Origin of the sequence: Brevibacillus fortis (assembly GCF_046196545.1) — a bacterium.
Lineage (GTDB): Bacteria > Bacillota > Bacilli > Brevibacillales > Brevibacillaceae > Brevibacillus > Brevibacillus fortis_A.
Genome location: NZ_CP176370.1, coordinates 2,054,194 through 2,076,744 on the forward strand (window position 1 = coordinate 2,054,194; position 22,551 = coordinate 2,076,744).

21 protein-coding genes and 1 other RNA gene are annotated in these 22,551 nt (G+C 49.0%); 20 read left to right on the forward strand and 2 right to left on the reverse strand.

What is annotated here, in order from left to right; translation table 11 throughout:
• The first annotated feature begins 60 nt into the window (after window positions 1-60).
• The 7 genes from ACKKE8_RS10650 to ACKKE8_RS10680 all read left to right on the forward strand — a co-directional run bounded on the left by ACKKE8_RS10650 (window position 61) and on the right by ACKKE8_RS10680 (window position 7,882).
• Window positions 61-231 carry a hypothetical protein gene (locus ACKKE8_RS10650; protein ID WP_409178143.1) on the forward strand — a complete coding sequence of 57 codons (171 nt, stop codon included), beginning with the start codon at window positions 61-63 and terminating at the stop codon, window positions 229-231.
• Window positions 232-326: 95 nt separating this feature from the next.
• Window positions 327-1,853: a coproporphyrinogen III oxidase gene (locus ACKKE8_RS10655; protein WP_409178144.1), complete on the forward strand. Its 1,527-nt coding sequence runs from the start codon at window positions 327-329 to the stop codon at window positions 1,851-1,853.
• Between the two features lie 491 nt (window positions 1,854-2,344).
• Entirely contained in the window at window positions 2,345-3,619 is a 1,275-nt protein-coding gene (gene hisS, locus ACKKE8_RS10660) for a histidine--tRNA ligase (RefSeq protein WP_409178145.1), read from the forward strand.
• A gap of 25 nt (window positions 3,620-3,644) precedes the next feature.
• The gene (gene aspS / locus ACKKE8_RS10665) at window positions 3,645-5,435 is read left to right on the forward strand and encodes an aspartate--tRNA ligase (protein WP_409178146.1); all 1,791 of its coding nucleotides are present in this window, start codon (window positions 3,645-3,647) and stop codon (window positions 5,433-5,435) included.
• 50 nt (window positions 5,436-5,485) lie between these two features.
• A non-coding RNA gene (gene ssrS, locus ACKKE8_RS10670) (6S RNA) lies at window positions 5,486-5,667 on the forward strand.
• A 94-nt stretch (window positions 5,668-5,761) separates the two neighbouring features.
• Entirely contained in the window at window positions 5,762-6,517 is a 756-nt protein-coding gene (locus ACKKE8_RS10675; RefSeq protein WP_409178147.1) for a ThiF family adenylyltransferase, read from the forward strand.
• 6 nt (window positions 6,518-6,523) lie between these two features.
• Complete coding sequence (locus tag ACKKE8_RS10680) at window positions 6,524-7,882, forward strand: AAA family ATPase (RefSeq protein ID WP_409178148.1); 1,359 nt, start codon at window positions 6,524-6,526, stop codon at window positions 7,880-7,882.
• A gap of 16 nt (window positions 7,883-7,898) precedes the next feature.
• Here the strand turns inward: ACKKE8_RS10680 and ACKKE8_RS10685 are convergent, their stop codons facing one another.
• Window positions 7,899-8,072 carry a hypothetical protein gene (locus ACKKE8_RS10685; RefSeq protein ID WP_409178149.1) on the reverse strand — a complete coding sequence of 58 codons (174 nt, stop codon included), beginning with the start codon at window positions 8,070-8,072 and terminating at the stop codon, window positions 7,899-7,901.
• Between the two features lie 97 nt (window positions 8,073-8,169).
• On the opposite strand from ACKKE8_RS10685, the gene cymR reads away from it, so the two are divergent.
• The 7 genes from cymR (at window position 8,170) to ACKKE8_RS10720 (ending at window position 14,955) form a co-directional block, all read left to right on the forward strand.
• Complete coding sequence (gene cymR, locus ACKKE8_RS10690; protein ID WP_017247589.1) at window positions 8,170-8,589, forward strand: cysteine metabolism transcriptional regulator CymR; 420 nt, start codon at window positions 8,170-8,172, stop codon at window positions 8,587-8,589.
• A 27-nt stretch (window positions 8,590-8,616) separates the two neighbouring features.
• Window positions 8,617-9,762, forward strand: coding sequence for a cysteine desulfurase family protein (locus ACKKE8_RS10695; protein WP_409178150.1), 1,146 nt, complete (start codon window positions 8,617-8,619; stop codon window positions 9,760-9,762).
• Window positions 9,763-9,931: 169 nt separating this feature from the next.
• Window positions 9,932-11,596 (forward strand): methyl-accepting chemotaxis protein, encoded by a 1,665-nt coding sequence (locus ACKKE8_RS10700; protein ID WP_409178151.1) that lies wholly within the window; start codon window positions 9,932-9,934, stop codon window positions 11,594-11,596.
• 80 nt (window positions 11,597-11,676) lie between these two features.
• The gene (locus ACKKE8_RS10705) at window positions 11,677-13,938 is read left to right on the forward strand and encodes an ATP-dependent RecD-like DNA helicase (protein WP_409178152.1); all 2,262 of its coding nucleotides are present in this window, start codon (window positions 11,677-11,679) and stop codon (window positions 13,936-13,938) included.
• Window positions 13,939-14,012: 74 nt separating this feature from the next.
• Complete coding sequence (locus ACKKE8_RS10710; RefSeq protein ID WP_106839314.1) at window positions 14,013-14,492, forward strand: PRC-barrel domain-containing protein; 480 nt, start codon at window positions 14,013-14,015, stop codon at window positions 14,490-14,492.
• Between the two features lie 34 nt (window positions 14,493-14,526).
• The gene (locus tag ACKKE8_RS10715) at window positions 14,527-14,733 is read left to right on the forward strand and encodes a hypothetical protein (RefSeq protein WP_007717618.1); all 207 of its coding nucleotides are present in this window, start codon (window positions 14,527-14,529) and stop codon (window positions 14,731-14,733) included.
• 27 nt (window positions 14,734-14,760) lie between these two features.
• Complete coding sequence (locus tag ACKKE8_RS10720; protein ID WP_409179092.1) at window positions 14,761-14,955, forward strand: hypothetical protein; 195 nt, start codon at window positions 14,761-14,763, stop codon at window positions 14,953-14,955.
• A 120-nt stretch (window positions 14,956-15,075) separates the two neighbouring features.
• On the opposite strand, the gene ACKKE8_RS10725 is transcribed toward ACKKE8_RS10720, so the two are convergent.
• On the reverse strand, window positions 15,076-15,762 hold the full coding sequence (locus ACKKE8_RS10725) for a TerC family protein (protein WP_409178153.1): 687 nt from the start codon (window positions 15,760-15,762) through the stop codon (window positions 15,076-15,078).
• 379 nt (window positions 15,763-16,141) lie between these two features.
• Between ACKKE8_RS10725 and ACKKE8_RS10730 the strand changes: the two genes are divergently transcribed.
• The 6 genes from ACKKE8_RS10730 to mltG all read left to right on the forward strand — a co-directional run bounded on the left by ACKKE8_RS10730 (window position 16,142) and on the right by mltG (window position 22,511).
• Entirely contained in the window at window positions 16,142-17,206 is a 1,065-nt protein-coding gene (locus ACKKE8_RS10730; protein ID WP_409178154.1) for an AI-2E family transporter, read from the forward strand.
• Between the two features lie 314 nt (window positions 17,207-17,520).
• Window positions 17,521-20,169: an alanine--tRNA ligase gene (gene alaS, locus ACKKE8_RS10735; RefSeq protein WP_409178155.1), complete on the forward strand. Its 2,649-nt coding sequence runs from the start codon at window positions 17,521-17,523 to the stop codon at window positions 20,167-20,169.
• A gap of 111 nt (window positions 20,170-20,280) precedes the next feature.
• Window positions 20,281-20,541 carry an IreB family regulatory phosphoprotein gene (locus tag ACKKE8_RS10740; protein ID WP_007727936.1) on the forward strand — a complete coding sequence of 87 codons (261 nt, stop codon included), beginning with the start codon at window positions 20,281-20,283 and terminating at the stop codon, window positions 20,539-20,541.
• Between the two features lie 9 nt (window positions 20,542-20,550).
• The gene (gene ruvX / locus ACKKE8_RS10745) at window positions 20,551-20,967 is read left to right on the forward strand and encodes a Holliday junction resolvase RuvX (RefSeq protein WP_409178156.1); all 417 of its coding nucleotides are present in this window, start codon (window positions 20,551-20,553) and stop codon (window positions 20,965-20,967) included.
• Window positions 20,968-20,972: 5 nt separating this feature from the next.
• Window positions 20,973-21,263, forward strand: coding sequence for a DUF1292 domain-containing protein (locus ACKKE8_RS10750; protein WP_219660947.1), 291 nt, complete (start codon window positions 20,973-20,975; stop codon window positions 21,261-21,263).
• A gap of 147 nt (window positions 21,264-21,410) precedes the next feature.
• Window positions 21,411-22,511 (forward strand): endolytic transglycosylase MltG, encoded by a 1,101-nt coding sequence (gene mltG / locus ACKKE8_RS10755; protein WP_409178157.1) that lies wholly within the window; start codon window positions 21,411-21,413, stop codon window positions 22,509-22,511.
• Window positions 22,512-22,551: the final 40 nt, after the last annotated feature.

The window sequence follows — 22,551 nt, forward strand, 5'->3', positions numbered from 1 at the left end:
TAAGGCAATACTAAAGTTTACTAGATGCTAGCGCACGCAGCTTTTCAGGAGGAATTCATCGTGAGACAGTCAAAGAAGGAAACATTCGCGCAAGGATTGAATCGGCAGTTTTTGTCTGTTGATTTTCAAGACGATTTGGAGAAAGAAACGTCACTACAAAATGTAGAAACGGCCCAAGATTTTTATCCAGGCTTGCGGGATAACCAACACCCTCGGCAAAAACGAAAGTGACCTTGCACATGATGCCACAACTTGTCTAGTTGACCCGAGTAATTGTCGTCGGCTATGATGAGGAGTGGCATTTTTGAAAAAAGCAGGTGAACTCCATGATACAGATCATATGTGAGGGACACGCATTCGAGCGGGAACTCTCCTTAATTCTCGCGTTATTTTACGAAGATCCAGCGCTCGCTTTTGTGCCCGCGTGGACAGGTGAGGCTGATTTAAAAATCAAGCTGGCATTGACCGTGCATGAAAATGGAGTCGTAGCTTCGGGAGAGTTATACAATGGCAAACGAAGCATCTCCCATCAGGTGGAGAGAGACTACGTAGCACGTGATGAAAAAGCGATGAAAAAGACGGCCAAGCAAGCTCTGTGCTATGCGCTGTTATTGATGTTGGAAGAATACACGGGCATGGAGCAAGGCTGGGGTATTTTGACCGGGATACGCCCGACGAAACTGCTGCATCAGTTGAACGCCGCTGGTGTAGACAGACAGGAATCACACAAGAGATTGCAGCAGGATGTGATTTTGCGTCCATACAAGCTAAAGCTCTTGCAAGAAATCGTAGACAAACAGCTCTACGTCGTGCCTGATTTGTATCAAATTGATCGCGAACTGTCGGTGTATATCGGCATTCCATTTTGTCCGACGAAGTGTGCGTACTGTACGTTTCCTGCTTACGCCATTCGCAGTCATACGGCTTCGGTTAACCCGTTTCTCGAAGGCCTCCATTACGAGATGGAGCGGATGGGAGAGTGGCTTCGCGCGAATGACCAACGGATTACGTCCATTTATTTCGGTGGCGGAACCCCTACGAGTATTACCGCAGATGACATGAACCAGCTGTTTGAGACGATGCATCGTTCGTTCCCACACATGGGAGATGTGCGTGAATTGACCGTTGAGGCGGGAAGACCCGACACGATTACACGCGAAAAGCTCGATGTGATGAAGCAGTGGGAAGTGGATCGGATCAGCATTAATCCACAGTCGTTCACGCAGGAGACGCTCCAGGCGATCGGACGCCATCACACCGTCGAAGAGACGATTGAGAAATACCATCTGGCTATGGAGATGGGTTTGACCAATATTAATATGGACCTGATTATTGGGCTGCCAAACGAAGGCGTAGCCGAGCTGGCGCACAGTCTCCAAGAGGTAGAAAAGCTGATGCCCGCCTCCCTGACGGTTCATACGCTGTCTTTCAAAAGAGCATCAGAAATGACGCAGAACAAAGACCGCTACAAGGTAGCCAGTCGCGATGAAATTAGCAAGATGATGGAGATGGCCTCCGAGTGGACAGCGGCGAACGGCTATGACCCGTACTATTTGTATCGGCAGAAAAACATTTTGGGAAATCTGGAGAATGTCGGATATGCTGCCGAGCCAGGGCAGGAGAGCATCTACAACATCATGATCATGGAAGAGGTACAAACCATCCTTGGTCTAGGCTGTGGTGCAGTATCCAAGCTGATGGCTCCAGGAAGCGGCAAGCTGACGCGGTTTCCGAATCCAAAGGACCCGAAAACGTACAATGACACGTACAAGATATTAGTCGAAAACAAACTCCGTGATTTGGATGAGATCTATTCAGGGGCGAGAACGGCTGGACAGGTATCTGGCAAGTAAGTGATGGATATACTGATCCTTAATAAAAAAAGTTTTATTCGAGCGCCTGTTGACGGCTGTTGACGGGTTTGCTATGATTCACATTAAGCTTTTTTATTGAATAAGAAATGATCTGATGACGGGAACAAGTATCCAGGAACCGGATGCCCAGAGAGAAAGCGCCGTGGCTGAGAGTGCTTTCGTATAACGGCTTGGTGAATGACATCCCTGAAGACCGCAGTGAACGGCTGAAAGAAACCTCTTTCCCCAGTAACTGGCAGGCGTGTGCCGGCGTTAACGGCTAATAAGTGGGATAGCCTTTTGTGATTGTAGGGCTATTCAAACAGGGTGGCACCACGGGAGTATAACCAGTCTCTCGTCCCTGACATGCGGCGATTTGCTAAATGTCAGGAGACGAGGGACTTTTTTATTTGGTCGTAAATAAAGGTTCCTTGATCCTGAAGGTTTGGCTTTAGCCCGAGTTTTTGAAAAGACATGGAGGTTCGAGAGGAATGACAAGAATCCAGATCCCACGCGGTACGCAGGATATCATGCCTGGTACTGTAGAGCTGTGGCACTACGTGGAGGCCAAGGCCCGCGATCTGTGTCGCCGCTCCAATTACGCGGAAATTCGTACGCCGCTGTTTGAGAGCACAGAGTTGTTCCAACGGGGTGTAGGCGAGACCACGGATATCGTGGAAAAAGAAATGTACAGTGTAGCCAATCCGCGCAGTACGGATGCTCTCACGCTGCGTCCAGAAGGGACAGCGGGTGTTGTTCGCTCCTACGTGGAAAACAAGCTGTACGGTGTGCCTAATCAGCCTACCAAGCTGTACTACCTGGGACCGATGTTCCGTCACGAGCGCCCGCAAGCAGGCCGCTATCGCCAATTCGTCCAATTCGGTGCAGAAGCGATCGGCTCAAGCGATCCAGCGATCGATGCAGAAGTCATTGGTCTTGCGATTCGTCTGTATCAGGAGCTCGGATTGACAGGACTTTCTGTGGAATTGAACAGCGTAGGTACGGTAGAAGACCGAGCGCGTCACCGTGAGCATTTGCTCGCACATTTGAACGGTGTTCGCTCCGAGCTGTGCGAGGATTGCCAATCTCGTATAGATCGCAATCCGCTGCGCGTGCTCGATTGCAAAAACGAAAAATGCAAAACACTGACGATGGACGCTCCGTCCATTTTGGACTACTTGAGCGAGGAATCTGCGGCACACTTCGAAGCCGTACAAAACTACTTGACCGCACTGGATATTCCGTTTCATGTAAATCCGCGTCTGGTTCGCGGCTTGGACTATTACACACTGACCGCATTTGAAATCAAAATGGCGGAGATCGGTGCGGTAGAAACGCTTTGTGGCGGTGGGCGCTACAACGGACTGGTTGCAGAGCTGGGCGGCGACGATATGCCGGGCATCGGCTTCGCACTCAGTATCGAGCGTCTGCTGTTGGCTCTGGAAAAGCAAGGTGTTCAACTGCCAATCTCGGGTGGCATCGATTGCTTCGTAGTGGTGCAGACACCAGAAGCGAAAACAACAGCTTTCGTTCTCGTCGACCAATTGCGCCAAGCAGGGATTGCGGCTGAGCTGGATTATTTGGATCGGAAAATGAAAGCACAGCTGAAGCAAGCAGATCGTCTACAGGCTCGTTTTACGGCGATCATCGGTGAGTCTGAATTAGCGAATGGCACGGTTGTTCTAAAGGAAATGGCAACAGGCGAGCAACAAGAAGTGAAACGCGAGGAACTCGTTTCGGTACTCGCTGCGAAAGCAAATCAATAAAAACAAATCGTTGGGGGAAATGATCATGTCTTGGCAATATCGCACCGTACATGGTGGAGAAGTAACAACAGCACACGTTGGGCAGGAAGTCGTACTGAACGGATGGGTACAAAAGCGTCGCGACCTCGGGGGCGTCATCTTCATTGACTTCCGTGACCGCACTGGCATCGTCCAAATCGTATTCAACCCGGAGTACAACAAAGAAGCTTGGGAAGCGGCTGACAAGGTTCGCAGCGAATACGTACTGGTTGTAAAAGGGAAAGTTGTAAACCGTGCACCAGAAGCAGTCAATCCAAAGCTGAAAACCGGTGAAGTAGAAGTGCATATCTCTGAAATCGAAATCTTGAACGATGCAAAAACGCCTCCGTTCCTGATTGAAGACGAGATCGATGTAGATGAACAAGTTCGTCTGAAATACCGCTACCTGGACTTGCGCCGTCCAGAAATGCAGCGCTCCCTGATTTTGCGCAGCAAAGCAGCGAAAGCGTTCCGTGACTACTTGGATGAGAACAACTTCGTGGAAGTAGAAACACCAATTCTCCAGAAGAGCACTCCTGAGGGCGCACGTGACTACCTCGTGCCTTCCCGTGTACATCCAGGCGAGTTCTATGCACTGCCGCAATCGCCACAGCTGTTCAAACAGCTTTTGATGGTATCCGGTTTGGAGCGCTATTACCAAATCGCTCGTTGCTTCCGTGACGAAGACCTGCGTGCTGACCGTCAGCCTGAATTTACCCAAGTGGACATTGAAACCTCTTTCCTGTCTATGGAAGAAATTCTGCCAATGATGGAAAAGATGGTCGCTCACGTATTCAAACAAACGGTTGGCGTAGACGTACCGACTCCATTCCCTCGTCTCACGTATGCGGATGCAATGGCGCGTTACGGTTCTGACAAACCAGACGTACGTTTCGGCATGGAGCTGACAGATGTATCTGATCTGGTTGCAACAAGCGACTTCAAGGTGTTTGCAGCAGCAGTAGCTGGCGGCGGACAAGTAAAAGCGATCAACGCAAAAGGTTGCGGACACTACTCCCGTAAAGAAGCAGACGACCTGGGCAAATTCGCTTCCCGTTACGGCGCGAAAGGCTTGGCTTGGATCGGCTTCAAAGACGGCGAGATCAAAGGGCCAATTGCGAAGTTCTTTAAAGAAGAAGAAATCAACGAGATGAAAGCACGTCTGGCGGTAGAAGAAGGCGACTTGCTCCTGTTCGTTGCTGACAAACCAAAAGTAGTAGCAGATGCACTGGGTGCTCTTCGTTCCAAGCTGGGTGCTGAACTTGGTCTGATTGACCAAAGCCAGTTCGCATTCCTCTGGGTGGTAGACTTCCCGCTGGTAGAGTGGGATGAGGATGCAAAACGCTACGTTGCCCTGCACCATCCGTTCACACGTCCAAAAGACGAAGACCTGCACCTGTTCGACACCGATCCAGGTCAAATGCGCGCACAAGCGTACGACATGGTTCTCAATGGATACGAGCTCGGCGGAGGTTCCATGCGTATCTTCAAGCGTGAAGTGCAAGAAAAAATGTTTACCGCACTTGGCTTTACACAAGAAGAGGCGCGGAAACAATTCGGCTTCCTCATGGATGCATTCGAATACGGTACACCTCCACACGGTGGAATCGCTCTCGGCTTGGACCGTCTGATCATGCTTTTGGCTGGCCGCACCAACCTGCGCGAAGTCATTGCATTCCCGAAAACAGCAAGTGCGAGCGACCTGATGGTAAACGCTCCAGATGTAGTAGACGAAAAACAATTGAAAGAGTTGTCCATTACAACAATTGTCACAGAAGAAGAAAAGGTGGAAGCGTAATCGACTTGCGCAACTGCATTGCTCTTTGATACATTGGTAATACTATGATGAAAGCCCTGCGATGCTCGTGACATCCGATAGTTTTGAGCCACAAAGTTTGTTTAGGGAGTTTTTCGTCCGTGATTGTAAAGGCATGCCTCCTTAGAGTGGACGTCTGTAACAGTTCGGCAAGACACCCACCTGCGATGAGCAGGTTCAAAACTAAGGAGCAACACGGCATAATGGGGCTCCTTTTTTCTTCTTCAATCCTACTTTTCCGATTGACTATAAGTTGCGCATTGAACTACCCCAATAATCTCGCTTGCGAATGAAAGGTGACACGAAATATGCTTCATCAATTTTCTCGTTGTGAATTGGCCTTCGGTCCCGAAGGTTTGGAAAAAATGAAAAATAGCCGTGTTGCTGTATTAGGAATTGGCGGAGTCGGTTCCTTTACAGTAGAAGCACTCGCACGTACAGGTGTAGGCAAGCTCGTTTTGGTAGATAAGGATGTAGTAGACATTACGAACATCAACCGCCAAATCCACGCGACGCTGAACACAGTCGGTCAAAAAAAGGCTGAGCTCATGAAGGAGCGTGTCGCGACGATCAATCCAGAGTGCGAGGTCGTAACTCTCAATATGTTTTACAATGAAGAAACAGCGAATGCGCTGTTTGAGCATGAACTGGATTACATCGTGGATGCCATGGACACTATGTCCGCGAAGCTCCATGTAATTAAGGAAGCGAAGCGTCGCAATATCCCTATTATTTCTAGCATGGGTGCGGCCAACAAAATGGACCCGACTCGTTTTGAGGTTGCCGATATTTCCCAAACGAGTTATGATCCGATTGCAAAGGTCATTCGTCGTGAGCTACGGAAAAGCGGTATCTACAAAGGGGTAAAAGTTGTATATTCCCGTGAGATTCCCGTAACCGTACGTGTAGATGTACGCGAACAGATCGTTTCCAACCCGAATTCACCGATTAGCAAAGTGCGGATGCCTCCAGCAAGCAATGCTTTCGTGCCTTCTGTGGCTGGTTTAATTTTGGCCAGTGTAGTGGCAAGAGATATTCTGGAGTGGCAGCCTGTAAAAGGATAGTGGAACATGAATGATTTATTCACGTTTGCCTACGACCAGCAGGGTGGGGGCAAACAGAAGCCATTGGCTGCACGGATGCGGCCGCAAACGATTCAGGATGTAATCGGGCAATCGCATATTTTGGCTCCTGGAAAGCTGCTTCGACGCGCGATTGAAGCAGATCAAGTGTCCTCTGTCATTTTTTACGGACCTCCAGGTACAGGGAAAACAACGCTAGCAAAAGTCATTGCCGGGACCACACGTACTCATTTCTCCGAGTTAAATGCTGTTACGGCCGGTGTCGCTGACATCCGCAAAGTGGTGGATGCGGCAAAAGAGCGGCTCGTCATGGACAGTCAGCGGACAACGTTGTTCGTAGACGAGATTCACCGCTTCAATAAATCGCAACAGGACGCCCTTCTTCCTTATGTGGAGGAAGGTACGATCATTTTGATTGGCGCTACGACGGAGAATCCTTTTTTCGAGGTGAATCCGGCGCTTTTGTCGCGTTCACAAGTGTTTTCCCTTCAATCGCTTTCTCATGAGGAATTGAAGCAGGTCATGGATCGGGCACTTACAGATGAAGAAAACGGATTGGCGGAGTTATTTGTCAACGTAGAACCGGAAGCGGCAGAGCATTTGATTCAATACGCGGAAGGGGATGCCAGACGTTTGCTGAACGCATTGGAGCTGGCAGTGACAACGACGCAACCAGGAGCGGATGGACGAATTACGGTGACGCTGGACGTCGCCGTAGAATCCATTCAACGCAGGGCTGTGCGCTACGATAAGAGTGGGGACAACCATTACGACACGATCTCCGCTTTTATTAAATCCATTCGTGGTTCTGATCCGGACGCAGCTCTTTACTGGTTGGCGAGAATGATCGATGCCGGAGAAGATCCGCGGTTCATTTCTCGCCGTTTGGTCATTTCGGCTTCAGAGGACATCGGAAATGCTGACCCGCAAGCGATCACAGTTGCGATCTCCTGCTTTCAGGCGGTAGAATTGGTGGGGATGCCTGAAGGGCGTATCCCTTTAGCACAAGCGACGACGTACCTGGCAACTGCCCCTAAAAGCAATGCCGCTTACAACGGAATTAATTCTGCGTTGGATCGTATCCGAACGGATGGTCACAAGCAAGTGCCGATTCACCTGCGAGATTCTGCTTACAAGGGAGCTGCGAAGCTGGGACACGGTCAGGGATATCTGTATCCACATAACTATCCATATGGGTATGTACCTCAACAGTATCTGCCTGACGGTGTAAACTACTCGTTCTACCAGCCAAAGGATCACGGCTATGAGCGTCACATTCGCCGCTTCCAGGAAGAACGACAGAAGATGGATGGAAGTGGATTGCCAAGGAAAAACTCCCCCGAATAATGGGGGAGCTAGCATTTTAAGTGCGGACATTTCCGCCTGGTTTATTGGGCAAATCACCGTTTTCATTCGGTTGTTTGCTCTGCTCACTCGCACCGTAACGGGCTTTGTGAGCAATCGTGCCTGCGGGTTGGTCGTACAAGGTTTCGGACGGGTGGTTGCGACCTCGTTCCGAGCGTTTGTTCGTTGCCATCTGCATATCACCCCCTAAGATGTTAGTGTGTCCCACGATACAGAAGACATGTAGGGGGCGGGCGCGTATTACCGATACAAAGAGGAGAGTTGTTAACGTGAAGATTTCGACGAAAGGACGTTACGGGCTGACGATCATGATGGAATTGGCCAACCGTTGCGGAGAAGGGCCGACTTCACTGCGGAGCATCGCCCAAAAACACGATTTGTCCGAGCATTATTTGGAGCAATTGATTGCACCTCTGCGTAACGCGGGTTTGGTAAAAAGCATTCGTGGCGCATATGGCGGTTACGTTCTGGCAAAGCAGCCGGATGAGATTTCTGCTGGTGATGTGATTCGCGTGCTGGAAGGACCGATCAGCCCTGTGGAATTTGCAGAGGAAGAAGATCCGGCCAAGCGTTTTTTATGGCTGCGTATTCGGGATAGTATTTCTGCTGTTCTGGATTCGACTTCCCTTCAAGACTTGATCAGCTTTGAAGACGATGGTCCTGCCGATAATTATATGTTTTACATCTAGAATAAAAGTTGGTAGAAGGTGACAGCAGTGTCAGATCTATTGTATTTTGACCATGCAGCTACAACGCCTGTACATCCGCGTGTAGTTGCTGCAATGACTCCCTATTTGACTCAAGTATTCGGGAATCCATCCAGTGTCCATGGTGCAGGTCGCGAAGCGCGAAAAGCATTGGAGCATGCGAGAGACACGATTGCCGACTTTATGGATGCTGATCCGCAATCACTTATCTTTACGAGTGGCGGGACAGAAGCGGACAATATGGCGATCATCGGCGCAGCAATGGCACAGCGCGAACGTGGTCGTCACGTCATTACTTCGCAAATCGAGCACCATGCAGTCTTGCATGCTTGTGAATTTTTGGAGCAGGCTGGATTTGAAGTGACGTACTTGCCTGTTGACCAGACAGGCATGGTCCGTTTGGATGACCTGAAACAAGCGGTTCGCCCGGATACAGTACTGGTGTCCATTATGTACGGGAACAACGAAGTAGGAACGATTCAGCCAATCGAGGAAATTGGTACCTTCCTGCGTGAAAAAGGGATTGTTTTTCATACGGATGCTGTACAGGCTTTTGGTGTACTGCCTGTCCATGCACGAAAGCTGCCTGTTGATATGCTCTCGGTATCTGCTCATAAAATTAATGGTCCAAAAGGAGTCGGCGCTTTGTATTTAGCGCGTAAGGTTCCGTTTGCCCCGATTTTGCACGGCGGTTCGCAAGAGCGCAAACGCAGAGCGGGAACGGAAAACCTCGCCGGGATTGTTGGGTTTGCCGAAGCGACAAAGGTCACTGGTGAGGAAATGGCGGAGCGGGTTGAAAAGTATGAACAGATGAAAGCAGCGATGATCGCAGTCTGGCAGGAAGCAGGAATTACGTTCTGCCTGAATGGACATAGTGAGCAGGTATTGCCTCATATTTTCAATGTGTCCTTCCCTGGTGCACATACAGAAACCATGCTGATGAATTTGGATATCGCCAAGATTGCAGCAGCGAGCGGCTCAGCTTGTACATCCGGATCATTAGAGCTGTCACACGTGCTGAAAGCAATGCACTTGGACGAGAAGATTGCGCATTCAGCCATTCGTTTCAGCTTTGGAATTACGAATACGGTGGAAGAGGCGAAGCAAGCTGCTACAGCGATTGCTGCGATTGTAAAGCGTTTGGTACGCGAATAACGAAGGATGAAAGCCGTTTGGATGAAGCCAAGCGGCTTTTTCATTTGAGCAAAAGCGAGTTTCTTATTGGAGTTTGTGGTGAATTGTGGAAGAGGATGGTAAAATGATGCTGTGGTACTAATCCTGAAGAACTACATAATTCGGATCATCCGATAAGGAGAGGACTTTCATGTTGGCCAGACGCTACTCTATTCGCTACAAACTGGTGTTTACGATACTCATCCTAACCATGCTTCCATTAATGGTCGTCGGTTATATCCAATTTGAAAATGCACGCAGCGCGCTATACAAGCTGGCTGTATCCGACTTGCAATTCATAACGGAAATGAAGGCACGTGAGCTGGCTGTTTACGCTCAAGATGCAACGATTAATGAGGAGAGCAGACAGAAAATTAATGAAATAACACGCGAAGTGGCAGAAAAATATTACAAGCCAAATGGCATGGTTGGCTACGCCTATATCTTGGATGCGAGTGGAATTGCCATCTTTCATCCAGACCCGAAAGTCGAGAATACCTCTTTGGCGAATGAAGAATTCACGCAAGTCATGCTCGCTCAAAAAAATGGATGGATCGAATATGAATTCGGCGGCTCTACCAAAGTGGCGGCGTATAAGCAGCTTCCGAACGGGTGGATTCTAGCTATTGGGAGCTACGAGAATGATTTGCTGACGACGATTGAGAGCAGTCGTCCGATGATGTTTCTCCTCAACCTGATTAGTGCCACCTTAGCGCTGGTCACAGGCATTTTTATTGTCAACAAGCTGGTACGACCGCTAAAAGAGCTGGTATCGGCAATGAAGCGTGCAGAGACTGGAGATTTGACCACGGAAGTGACTGTACGTTCCCGAGACGAGCTTGGAGAATTATCGTCGATGTACAATGAGATGATGGGGGTATTTCGCAGTATGGTCAATGAGGTGCAGCGAGTAGCCCAGCAGGTAGCGGCAGCTTCGGAAGAATTAACAGCGAGTGCGACAGAAAGTGCACGTGCTTCCGAACAGATTTCCGTGGCTTCTTCGGAAATCGCTACAGGTTCTGAACAACAAAAACAAACGGTGACGGATACAGTACGCTTTTTGTCTCGCATCGGTGGAGATATCCAACTCATTGCAGTCTCGACCTCTCAAGTAAATGCTGATGCGACAGACGCGAATCGGTTGGCACAGGTTGGTGAAGGCAAGCTGCAAGAGCTCGTACAAGAAATGGATCAAATCACGGATCATGCCCGTAGTACGGAGCAGGTTATCCGCGAGCTTGGCTCTCAATCCGAGCAAATCATGGGAATCATCACGATCATTCGTCAAATATCCAACCAGACGAATCTATTGGCTTTGAATGCCGCCATCGAGGCTGCACGGGCGGGGGAACAGGGACGCGGCTTTGCGGTTGTTGCTCAGGAGGTACGTAAGCTGGCTGAGCAATCGGGTGAGGCTGCAGAAGAGATCGCAGGCTTGATTCATACGATCCATACAGATATTCTCGCCGCTGTATCGGCAATAGGAACGACTGCAGTCGCTATACAGGATGGACGCGAAGGAGTGGCCCAGGCAGGAGACAGCTTCCAGCAAATCTTGGTGGCCGTTCAAGACGTCAGCCAGCAAGTACATCGTATGAACGATGCAGCCCAAGCGATTCATCGCGATACAGTCCAATTGGTGAGTCACTCTGAAAAAATAGCTGGACTTGCGGAAACAGCAGCCAGAGATACGCAGGAAGTGGCAGCAGCGTCTGAAGAACAGACAGCAACGTCCGAGGAAATGACAGCAGCATCAGAAACGCTTGCGAAAATGGCCGAGCAGTTGTCAGAACAAGTAAAACGATTTACAATTTAAGACGAGCATATGAGAAATCCACTTTCAAGAGAAGTGGATTTTTCCTTTCTGGAACGGTTTTTATGTAAGGAGGCGTTTTGATGGACGAGCAGCAGTCAATCTCGCTGTTTGCTGAAACCTACATTCGAGGATTTGTTTCTCAAGAAATTTTTTACAAGGAAGAAACCTGGTACGGAGTTATCCGTCTAAAGATAGAAGAGACTACCGAATCGATTAAAGAATCGGAGGTCATTATTGTCGGTAATTTTCCTCGCCCGCATCCAGATGAACTGTACACCTTTTACGGTGAATGGAAGACACACCCTCGTTTTGGCCAGCAGTACGTAGCAAAGCGCTATGAACGTGAAACACCGAAAACATTGGCAGGGGTTGAGCGATACTTAGCCAGTGGCTTGTTTCAAGGGATCGGAAAGAAGATGGCTAAACGGATTGTCGAGCAGCTCGGGGTAGATGCGCTGTCGATTATCGCGGACTTCCCGGAGCGATTGGCTGAGGTACCAGGTATTTCTGAACAACGAGCCAAAACGATTTATGATTCAGTAGTCGAGCATCGTTCCTTGGAAAGTGCCATGGTTTTCTTGTACGACTTCGGCATTGGTGTGAACATGGCGCTGCGTATTTATCAGACCTACAAGCTGGAAACGATGACAGTGCTGAAGGAAGAGCCTTACCGGTTGATTGAGGATGTCGTAGGAATCGGCTTTAAGCGGGCAGATGACATTGCTCGGGCAACTGGAATCGCTGCTTCCTCAGAAGAACGTGTGAAGGCGGCGGCTCTCTTCGTTTTACAGGAGGCTTCGTATTCAGAAGGACATGTTTATTTGCCTGTGGAGGAGCTTTGTGAAAAAACACTGCGCCTTCTTGAAGAGTGTGGGGGGCACGTCTTTTCTGGAGACGATATTCAACTGGCAGTGGAAGCCCTGTTTGTGTCGAGCAAAATTGCCTGGGAAGATGAGCGGGTGTATTTGCCCTCGCTGTTTTTTGCCGAGCTCGGTCTTGCCAAAAGACTGCGTCACTTCGCTGCGCGGGATGATTTCGGTACGTTCCCGACATCGGAATTTTACCGTGCGTTAGGGGCGGTCGAGGATGAGCTGGGAATTACGTATGCCCAGACGCAGCGTGATGCCATTGAACAGGCGATCAAAGCAGGTCTGATGCTTTTGACAGGGGGACCTGGTACGGGGAAAACGACAGTCATTCGTGGGATTTGTCGGGTCTTTTCTCAGCTTCATGGATTGTCTCTGGACTTGAAAAAATACAACGAAGAAAATCCGTTCCCGATCGTTCTTGTGGCTCCTACTGGGCGTGCAGCAAAACGTATGACAGAGACTACGGGTTTACCGGCAATGACCATTCATCGCTTGCTAGGTTACAAAGGGGAGAGCTTCGATCATGACGCGGAGCACCCAATCCGTGGCCGGCTATTAATTGTGGATGAAATGTCCATGGTCGATATCTGGCTCGCAAATCAATTGTTTCGTGCGGTCCCAGACGACATGCAGATCATTATGGTAGGTGACCCTGACCAGTTGCCTTCCGTAGGACCAGGCAACGTCCTATTGGATATGATTCGATCTGGATTGTTACCTCTGGTACAGCTGACAGAAATTTATCGGCAAGCAGAAGAGTCCACCATTATTCGGTTGGCCCATGATGTACGCAAGGGGAATGTACCGGCAGATTTGCTTCACACCACCCCGGATCGGCGATTCTTCACAAGTTTGCCACAAGAAGTTCCGGAAGCAGTGAAACAAATTTGCTTCGGAGCCGTAAAAAAAGGATATACGGCAAAAGATGTTCAGGTATTAGCCCCTATCTATAAAGGTAATGCCGGAGTGAACCGGTTGAATGAAGAATTGCAGGAGCTGTTTAATCCGAAAACGCCGCAAAAGCGAGAAGTTACTTTTGGTGAGACGACTTTCCGTACAGGAGACAAGGTTCTGCAATTGGTGAACAATGCTGAAGAACAGGTGTTTAACGGTGACATGGGTGAGATCGTCGCCATCTTTTTCCCGAATGAAAATGCGGAGAACCAGGAGATGCTGGTCGCTGCCTTTGATAACCGGGAAGTGGTGTACAAGCGTTCGGATTATCATCAGCTGACGCTTGCCTACTGCTGCTCGGTTCATAAGTCTCAAGGCAGCGAATTTCCGATTGTGATCATGCCGTTTGTCAAGAGCTACTACCGTATGCTCAGACGTAAGCTGGTCTATACCGGGATTACCCGGAGCAAATCATTCCTCATCATGTGTGGAGAGCCGGATGCGTTCCGTGCTGCTGTAGAGTCTGATGAGGAAGGTGTACGGTACAGTTACCTGGAGGAACGGCTAAAGCAAGAGTGAAGTTGGAACCATTTGCGCCGAATGGACGTGTCCATTTCGCCTGATACTAACAAGGCGGAAGGGGGATGTCCCACATGCGCAAGGCAATGGATGCAGTCGGATTGCCAGTTGTTTGCCTTCAAACAGGGGAGACGATTGGAACCGTGCGTGACATTCTTTGCGACTCCACTTGGCATGTACGAGGAGTCTTGCTGAGCGAACAGGGCTGGTTCCAATCAGGTACCTATATTCCTACCGAACATATTCATGCGGTCGGGGAGTCCTGCCTTACCGTATCGGGAAAAGACGCGATCACGCCCTTACCTCATCTCGCCGGTCTAGAACCTGTCGGCATTGTGACGGGAAAGACGAAGTTAAAAGGAAAAGCGGTGATTACCGCTTCCGGAGAGTGTTTGGGGAGGCTGGAAGACGTTTACTTTTCAGCCAACTGGGAGAAACTTGTAGGGTACGAACTATCGAATGGCTGGTTTGCAGATATTACGGAAGGACGAAAGCGCCTCCCTGCACCAGCATCCGTAATCGTCGGGGAAGAAAACCTGATCGTGCCGGACTAGTTCGTGGCCAGGCGTGAAAGGGAGGAAAAGCGTGATGCGTGTCATATGCCCGAATTGCAGTTCCAAAGACGTAGGAAAGATTGGAACCAATCAATACTATTGCTGGAACTGCTTTATAGAAATGAGCGTTTCCAATGAGCAGATCGCTTCTGTCTATCAGGTTGAGGAAGATGGATCTTTGCATTCGCTCAACGATCTGTTTATTGAGGATCAGACAGTAACCGCTCACTTGAATATGTAGTGAATTTGAGCGGCAAAACCAATGGAGGTGGCACGCTTGTTCACTCGAGGCCTGTTACGGGTTCTTGCCACAAGCGGAATTGTGGCGATCATTGGCTATTGGATGGCTCCACGACGTCGCAATCGGTTTTCATTGAATTGGAATCAGTTGCCCTTCTCCATGCGTGATGTAACGCGTATGTGGAAATCAGGTCGCAAGCTGATGCGTGCCGTTACTCGTTAACACAACAGTGAAGTGGAACGTAAATAAACACCCGAACATACACTGTGTTCGGGTGCTTTTTTTTGACATCGACATACATGCAAAAGCTCCGTCGCGGAAACGACGGAGCCTTGCTTTGCATTAAGATTGTTCTGCCAAGCGTTTTTGCTGTTGGCTTTTCATGCGTCCGATCAACAGGACACCAACCACAACAGCTACGATGAATACCCATTTCACCCAAGGGTATGCAGCAAAGAATGGTGTGAGGAACTTTTCGCTTGTTACCATGTTCGCAGCGGTATACGCCAATACTCCAGAACCGATATAAATAACGATCGGATATTTCTCGATCAGCTTCAAGATCAAGGTGCTACCCCATACCATGATCGGAACACTGATGATCAAACCGATAACTACCAGAAGGAAATCACCATGTGCTGCACCAGCAACCGCGATTACGTTATCCAAGCCCATTACTGTGTCGGCTACGATAATCGTCCAAATCGCTGCGCCAAGTGTTCCACTTGCTTTCATATTCTCATGACCATTATCTTGAATCAGCAACTTGAGAGCGATCCAAATGAGAATCAAACCACCTACAAGCAGCAGACCAGGAATTTTCAACAACCAAACGACAGCGAGTGTCGCCAATGCACGAATGACAATTGCACCAATCGTTCCCCAGATGATAGCTTGCTTTTGCTGATGAGCAGGCAGGTTACGAGCCGCCATCCCGATGACGAGGGCATTGTCCCCGGCCAGCACCAGATCGATGATAACGATAGAGAGTAATGCAGTCCAGAACTCAGGGCTTAACAATAAATCCATTTCTCTTCCTCCTCCTAATCCATTTTGGAAGCGAATAATCCGCTGGCCGTTTTCTTGATACCTCCTATAGTGTGTGTAAAGGGGCGAAAAAGAAAACGACCTTTCCCGGGACAGGCAAAGGTCATTTTGAAAACAAAAATAGACCTTTTACCTGGTCGGCAAAGGTCTTGCTTACAACATTTTCGAAAATGTTGCCAACATAGCCGGGGAAAAATCCCGTAATGACGACTATGTTGCGAAAAAGCTACTCCCCTTTGGAGATATCCTCTTGTAATTACATACTACTGAACACGAAATTGTGTGTCAATAGGTTACATGAAATTTATGTGAATGAGACAAGCTAAAAAAGATGTTTGCAAATAGGGAGGAGTTGGGGAACGTGGATGAACTTCGGCGAAGTCGTCTATTTGCTGCTGCTGTTTGGCTCATCGCAATTTTGGTCATCGGCAATCTGCTTTGGCTGCTCCGACCAGTCCTGTCACAGTTGTTTTCGCTCATAAAGGAAGTGCTCGTTCCCGTCATATTGGGACTCGTCATCGCTTACTTGCTCCATCCGATCGTGCAATTGCTAGAAAAAAGAAGAGTACCGCGCTTAATGGCAGTCCTGCTCATTTATGGATCATTTGTATTGGTGATTACCATTGCGATCATTAATGCCATCCCAGTTTTTACGAAACAATTGGTGGAGCTGTCAGACGATATTCCCCGCCTGATGGATTGGTACTATACATGGATGAGTGAGTGGGAGGCACGCAAGTATTTCTTGCCGGATAGCATCTCGAAGGGTGTGGACCGGGTGATTATCCAGTCGAACGAGGGGATGTCTCATTCCGTAGCGAAACTCGTGGATAATGCCCGTCATTCGATGGGAAAGCTGTTCGCCTTTGCTATAGTGCCGTTTATCGCTTTTTACTTTTTGAAGGATATGAAGCAATTGCATGAGACGGGGATGTCGATTGTTCCAAAGGCTTATCGGAAGCAAGTGTTGATCGTCCTGCGGGATATTAATGAATCCTTGGGCAAATACATACATGGACAAATGATTGTGGCCTTGATCGTAGGGGTATTCGCCTACTTGGGATACTGGTGGATCGGCATGCCGTATCCTTTTGTACTGGCTGCATTCGTATGTCTCACCAACATCATTCCGTACATCGGACCATTGATTGGGGCGGCACCGGCAGTTGTGATCGCAATTACAATTTCTACCAAGACGCTGCTCCTCGTCGTTGTTGTCAATCTTATCATTCAAATCGTGGAAGGAAACATTTTGTCTCCCAACATCGTTGGCCGTTCCTTACATTTGCATCCGCTTCTCATTATATTGGCATTGCTTGTAGGGGAGACAGTAGGGGGGATCATCGGACTGATTGTGGCTGTCCCCATTCTCGTCGTTTGCAAAGTGATCATCAGCCGAATCGCTGTCATGATGCATGAAAGTTGACAGTGATCATGTAAAATATTTATAATATGGACAAAGTGATTTATGTGAAATCAATGAGGGAACGAGTATGTTGCAGACCTTTTACAGAGAGGGCGCTCCATGGTTGAGAGGGCGACCAAAAGAAGAGCAGCAGAAGGCTACTCCTAAGACCGGGCAAAACCCGGCGGTTTGGCACCGTTAGACGCCACTTAAGCGACAGGCCTTGGCTCAGATACGTGTAGCGAGCCTGTAAGCAGGGTGGTACCGCGAGAAAATCAGTTCTCGTCCCTGAGGGGATGGGGACTTTTTTTATTTTTAGATGAGGAGAATGTTAGATGAAGAAACTGACAGGCAATCAAATCCGCCAGATGTTCCTCGACTTTTTTGTAGAAAAAGGACATCGCATTGAGCCTAGCGCTCCATTGGTTCCAATCGACGATCCTTCCCTTCTGTGGATCAATAGCGGTGTGGCGACCCTCAAGAAATATTTTGACGGTCGAATCATCCCGGACAACCCGCGCATCACGAACTCGCAAAAGTCTATTCGTACCAACGATATTGAGAATGTGGGACGTACTGCTCGCCACCATACCTTCTTCGAAATGCTGGGTAACTTCTCTATCGGTGAGTACTTCAAGGAAGAAGCGATTGAATGGGCATGGGAGTTTTTGACGAGCCCAAAATGGATCGGCTTTGATCCAGAGCTCTTGTCCGTTACCATTCACCCAGAGGACGAAGAAGCATTTGAGCTGTGGAGCAAGAAAATCGGTGTTCCAGAAGAGCGAATCATCCGACTGGAGGGCAACTTCTGGGATATCGGAGAAGGCCCGAGCGGACCAAACACAGAGATTTTCTATGACCGTGGAGAAGCATTCGGAAACGACCCGAACGACCCTGAGTTGTACCCAGGTGGGGAGAACGAGCGTTACCTGGAAGTATGGAACCTGGTATTCTCCCAGTTCAACCACAATCCAGACGGTACCTACACGCCGCTGCCTAAGAAGAACATTGATACGGGGATGGGTCTTGAGCGCATGGCGTCTGTCATCCAAGGCGTAGACAACAACTTTGAGACAGACTTGCTGTTCCCGCTGATCGAAAAGACCACAGAAATCTCCGGTGTGAAGTATAAAACAAGCCCTGAGATGGACGTAGCATTGAAGGTTATCGCTGACCATGCACGTACGGTTGTGTTTGCGATTGGTGACGGTGCACTTCCATCCAATGAAGGACGTGGCTATGTCATTCGCCGTCTGCTTCGCCGTGCCGTACGTATGGGGAAAAAGCTGGGCGTAGAGAAGCCATTCCTGTACAGCTTGACTGAGACAGTAGGCACGATGATGGGCGAATTCTACCCAGAGGTTGTCCAAAAGCGTGCGTTTATCGAAAAAGTGATTCGTGCCGAGGAAGAGCGTTTCCACGAGACACTGAACGACGGTCTGGCGATCCTGTCTGACATGGTGAAGGCAGCAAAAGAAAGTGGAAAGACACAACTGTCTGGTCAAGATGTGTTCAAAATGTACGATACGTATGGATTCCCGGTTGATTTGACCGAAGACTTCGCTGATGAACAAGGACTTGCGATCGATCGCGATGGCTTTGATCAAGCGATGGAAGAACAGCGTGAGCGTGCACGTGCAGCACGTCAAGATGTAGACAGCATGCAAATCCAAGGTGGTCCATTGTCTGATTTGACGGTTACGAGCCAATTTGTTGGTTATACTGAATTGGTAGCAACAGGTAAAGTCGAAGCGATTATTTTGGACAACCAGCTGGTAGAGGAAGCAGAAGAAGGTCAGACCGTACAAGTCGTTCTGAGCGAAACTCCTTTCTATGCAGAAAGTGGCGGTCAGATCAATGACGAAGGTTACCTGATTTCTGATGTCGTGAAAGCACGTGTGACAGATGTACAAAAAGGACCAATGGGTCAAAATGTACATTCCGTCATCGTCGAAGCAGGTACCCTGCGCAAAGGCGGTGAGGTTCGCGCGGAAGTGAACCGTGAAGCACGTCTGGCTATCACGCAAAACCATACAGCGACTCACTTGCTGCATCAAGCACTCAAGGATGTCCTGGGAACGCATGTCAATCAGGCAGGTTCCTTGGTAGCACCAGAGCGTCTCCGTTTTGACTTCACTCACATTAGCTCCATTACTCCAGAAGAGCTGGAGCGTATCGAAGCGATCGTGAATGAAAAAGTGTGGGCAAACCTGAGTGTCGAGATCTCCAACAAACCATTGGCTGAAGCAAAAGCGATGGGCGCGATGGCGTTGTTCGGTGAAAAATACGGCGACGTTGTACGCGTTGTAAAAGTAGGCGAATACAGCCTGGAGCTGTGCGGTGGATGCCATGTGAACAATACCGCGGAAATCGGTCTGTTCAAGCTGGTTAGCGAGAGCGGTATCGGCGCAGGTACACGCCGGATCGAAGCAGTAACAGGACGCGGTGCTTATCAGTTCTTGAACCAGCAGTTCACTACACTCAAAGAAGTGGCGCAAGCACTCAAAGCACCAGTGCTGGCTGAAGCACCTGCACGTGTAGAAGGTCTGCAACAACAATTGAAAGAAGTTCAGCGCGAAAACGAGTCCCTGCGTGCAAAACTGGGGAACATCGAGGCAGCGTCGTTGACGGATAAACTCCAACAAGTAGACGGCATGAATGTACTCGCTGCACGTGTTTCCGCTGTCGATATGGATAACCTGCGCGGGATGGTAGATGAGCTGAAAAACAAACTCGGCTCCGCTGTCATTGTGTTGGGTGCAGTCGATGGCGACAAGGTGAACCTCGTTGCAGGTGTAACCAAAGATCTCATGGACCAAGGCATTCACGCTGGCAAGATCATCAAGGAAGTCGCAACTCGTTGCGGTGGCGGCGGTGGTGGACGTCCTGATATGGCACAAGCCGGCGGTAAGTATCCATCCAAGCTGCAAGAAGCACTGGATGCAGTGGTTGACTTCGTGAAGAGTCAAGCCGTAGCGAAATAGTACGATTGCACGAGAAATTTGTATAATCGACAGGAGTAAACGAAATCCGAGTCGAATACAAAAAAGAGGATGTAACCAAAAGAGTCTCAAAAGGAAATCGAGGTGTTGATTGTGAGTTCGTTGGATAATACCATGAAGTTCACGGTGCCCAAGGAAGCGAATGCGGCGGATGTGCAAGAAACATTGACAGAGGTGTACAAAGCCCTGCAGGAAAAAGGATACAACCCGATCACCCAGATCGTCGGTTACTTGCTTTCTGGCGACCCGGCGTTTATCCCACGCCACAACAACGCGCGGAGCCTGATCGGCAAATTGGAACGGGACAAAATCATAGAAGAGTTGGTGACCGTTTACTTGTCAGAGCGCAAGTAGACCTTAACGATGACACGACTGATGGGGTTGGATGTAGGCGACAAGACGATTGGAGTGGCTGTCAGCGATGAGCTGGGATGGACTGCACAAGGAGTAGAGACCATCAAGCGACAATCCAAGGAAAAGGATCTTGCCCGCCTGAGCGAATTAGTTTCGCAGTATCAAATTGGGGCTTTCGTCGTTGGTTTGCCCAAAAACATGAACGGAACCATAGGCCCGCGTGCTGAAAAGTGTCAAGCATTTGGCAAGCTTTTGGAGGAACGCATGTCTCTTCCTGTCCACATGTGGGACGAACGCTTGACGACGATGGCAGCAGAGCGTATGCTGATCTCTGCTGATGTTAGCCGTCAAAAGCGAAAGACAGTGATAGATAAAATGGCGGCCACTTTAATCCTCCAAGGATATTTGGACGCGAAATCGAGGTGACCACAATGAGTGAAGAGATGATGGAAGAGTTCGAAGTGGGCGATGTGATCGCGCTGACGGAAGAAGGTACCGAGGAACCGCGAGATTTTCGTATCATGTACATTTTTGACATTGAAGACCGCAGCTATTTGGTGCTCGTACCAGTAGATCAGGAAGAGGAAGAAGAGTACGAGGTTCACTTCCTGCGTTATGACGGTACAGACATGCTCCAGCCAATCGAGGATGATGAAGAGTGGGAGCAAGTAGAAGCTACCTTCGAAACTTTGATTGCTGATTTGGAGAAAGAAGGAATTTAATAGATTCGTGGAAAGAGAGTCCGCAACTGGCGGGCTCTTTTTTTATGTCTTTTTTCGCCAAAATCACCCATGAAGTGACAGGTAGATAAGCCTCTTGTATAATGAATGGGATGGAGATAAAGAGACCCTAAAGGGAGGATTTCTAGCTTGAAACCAATGTCAGCGAAGACTGATTTTAACCCCGGCCGCCCTGTGACGCATCGCCGTAGACGCGGCGGACGAATTGTGATGTGGCTGGTTGCCTTGTTGTTGTTGATCATATTGGCTGCGGGGGGAGCAGCGTGGTACGTGTACCAGCAATTACAGCCGGTTGCAGGTGAACAGACGGTGAAAAACGTGGCGATTCCGTCGGGTTCATCCGTACAAAAAATCGGTCGACTTCTGGAAGAACAAGGTGTGATCCGAAATGCCGATGTATTTAATTACTACGTGAAGTATAAAGGCGTGGCCCCTGATCTGAAGGCGGGAGAATACCAATTTACGACTGGACAAGCCATTGACGAGATTCTAAGCGCAATGGTGCAAGGAAACACGGTGATCAATGCGAACCGATTTACGATCCCAGAAGGCTGGAATGTTGAACAAATCGCAGACCATCTCGATAAAGAAGGCATTGTAGAGAAGGCGGCATTCTTAAAAGAAGTAAATGAAGGTGAATTCCCCGACTATCCTTTTGTCGCAGCCATACCGAAGCATGCAGACCGAAAACACCGTCTGGAAGGGTATTTGTTCCCGGAAACGTATGAGGTGGGCAAAGATGCTACAGCACATGATGTCGTCTCGCGTATGCTGGCTCAATTCCAAAAGGAATGGCAGCCGGAGTGGACAGAGCAGTTGAAGCAGCATGATTTAACACTGGATAAAGCGGTTAATCTCGCATCGATCGTTGAGCGTGAAGTAACAGTAGACAAGGAGCGCCCGCTAGTAGCAGGCGTGTACTACAATCGAATTCGCGATAAGTGGCCGTTGCAGGCTGATGCTACCGTCCAATTTGTTCTCGGCAAACAACGAGACCGTTTGACCTTCGAGGACCTAAAAGTAAAAAGCCCGTACAATACGTACACGAATCCTGGATTGCCACCGGGACCGATTGCCAACCCAGGCAGAGCTTCGCTTGAAGCAGTCGTCAATCCGGCTAAACACGATTACTTTTTCTACGTGACGAAAAAAGACGGAACGTCCGAGCATTACTTTTCCAAAACGCTGCAAGAGCATGAAGCAAATGATAAGAAAAGCAGGGGAAACTAACCAAGTTTCCTCTTTTTTTTTGCATGCGATCAACAGCGCT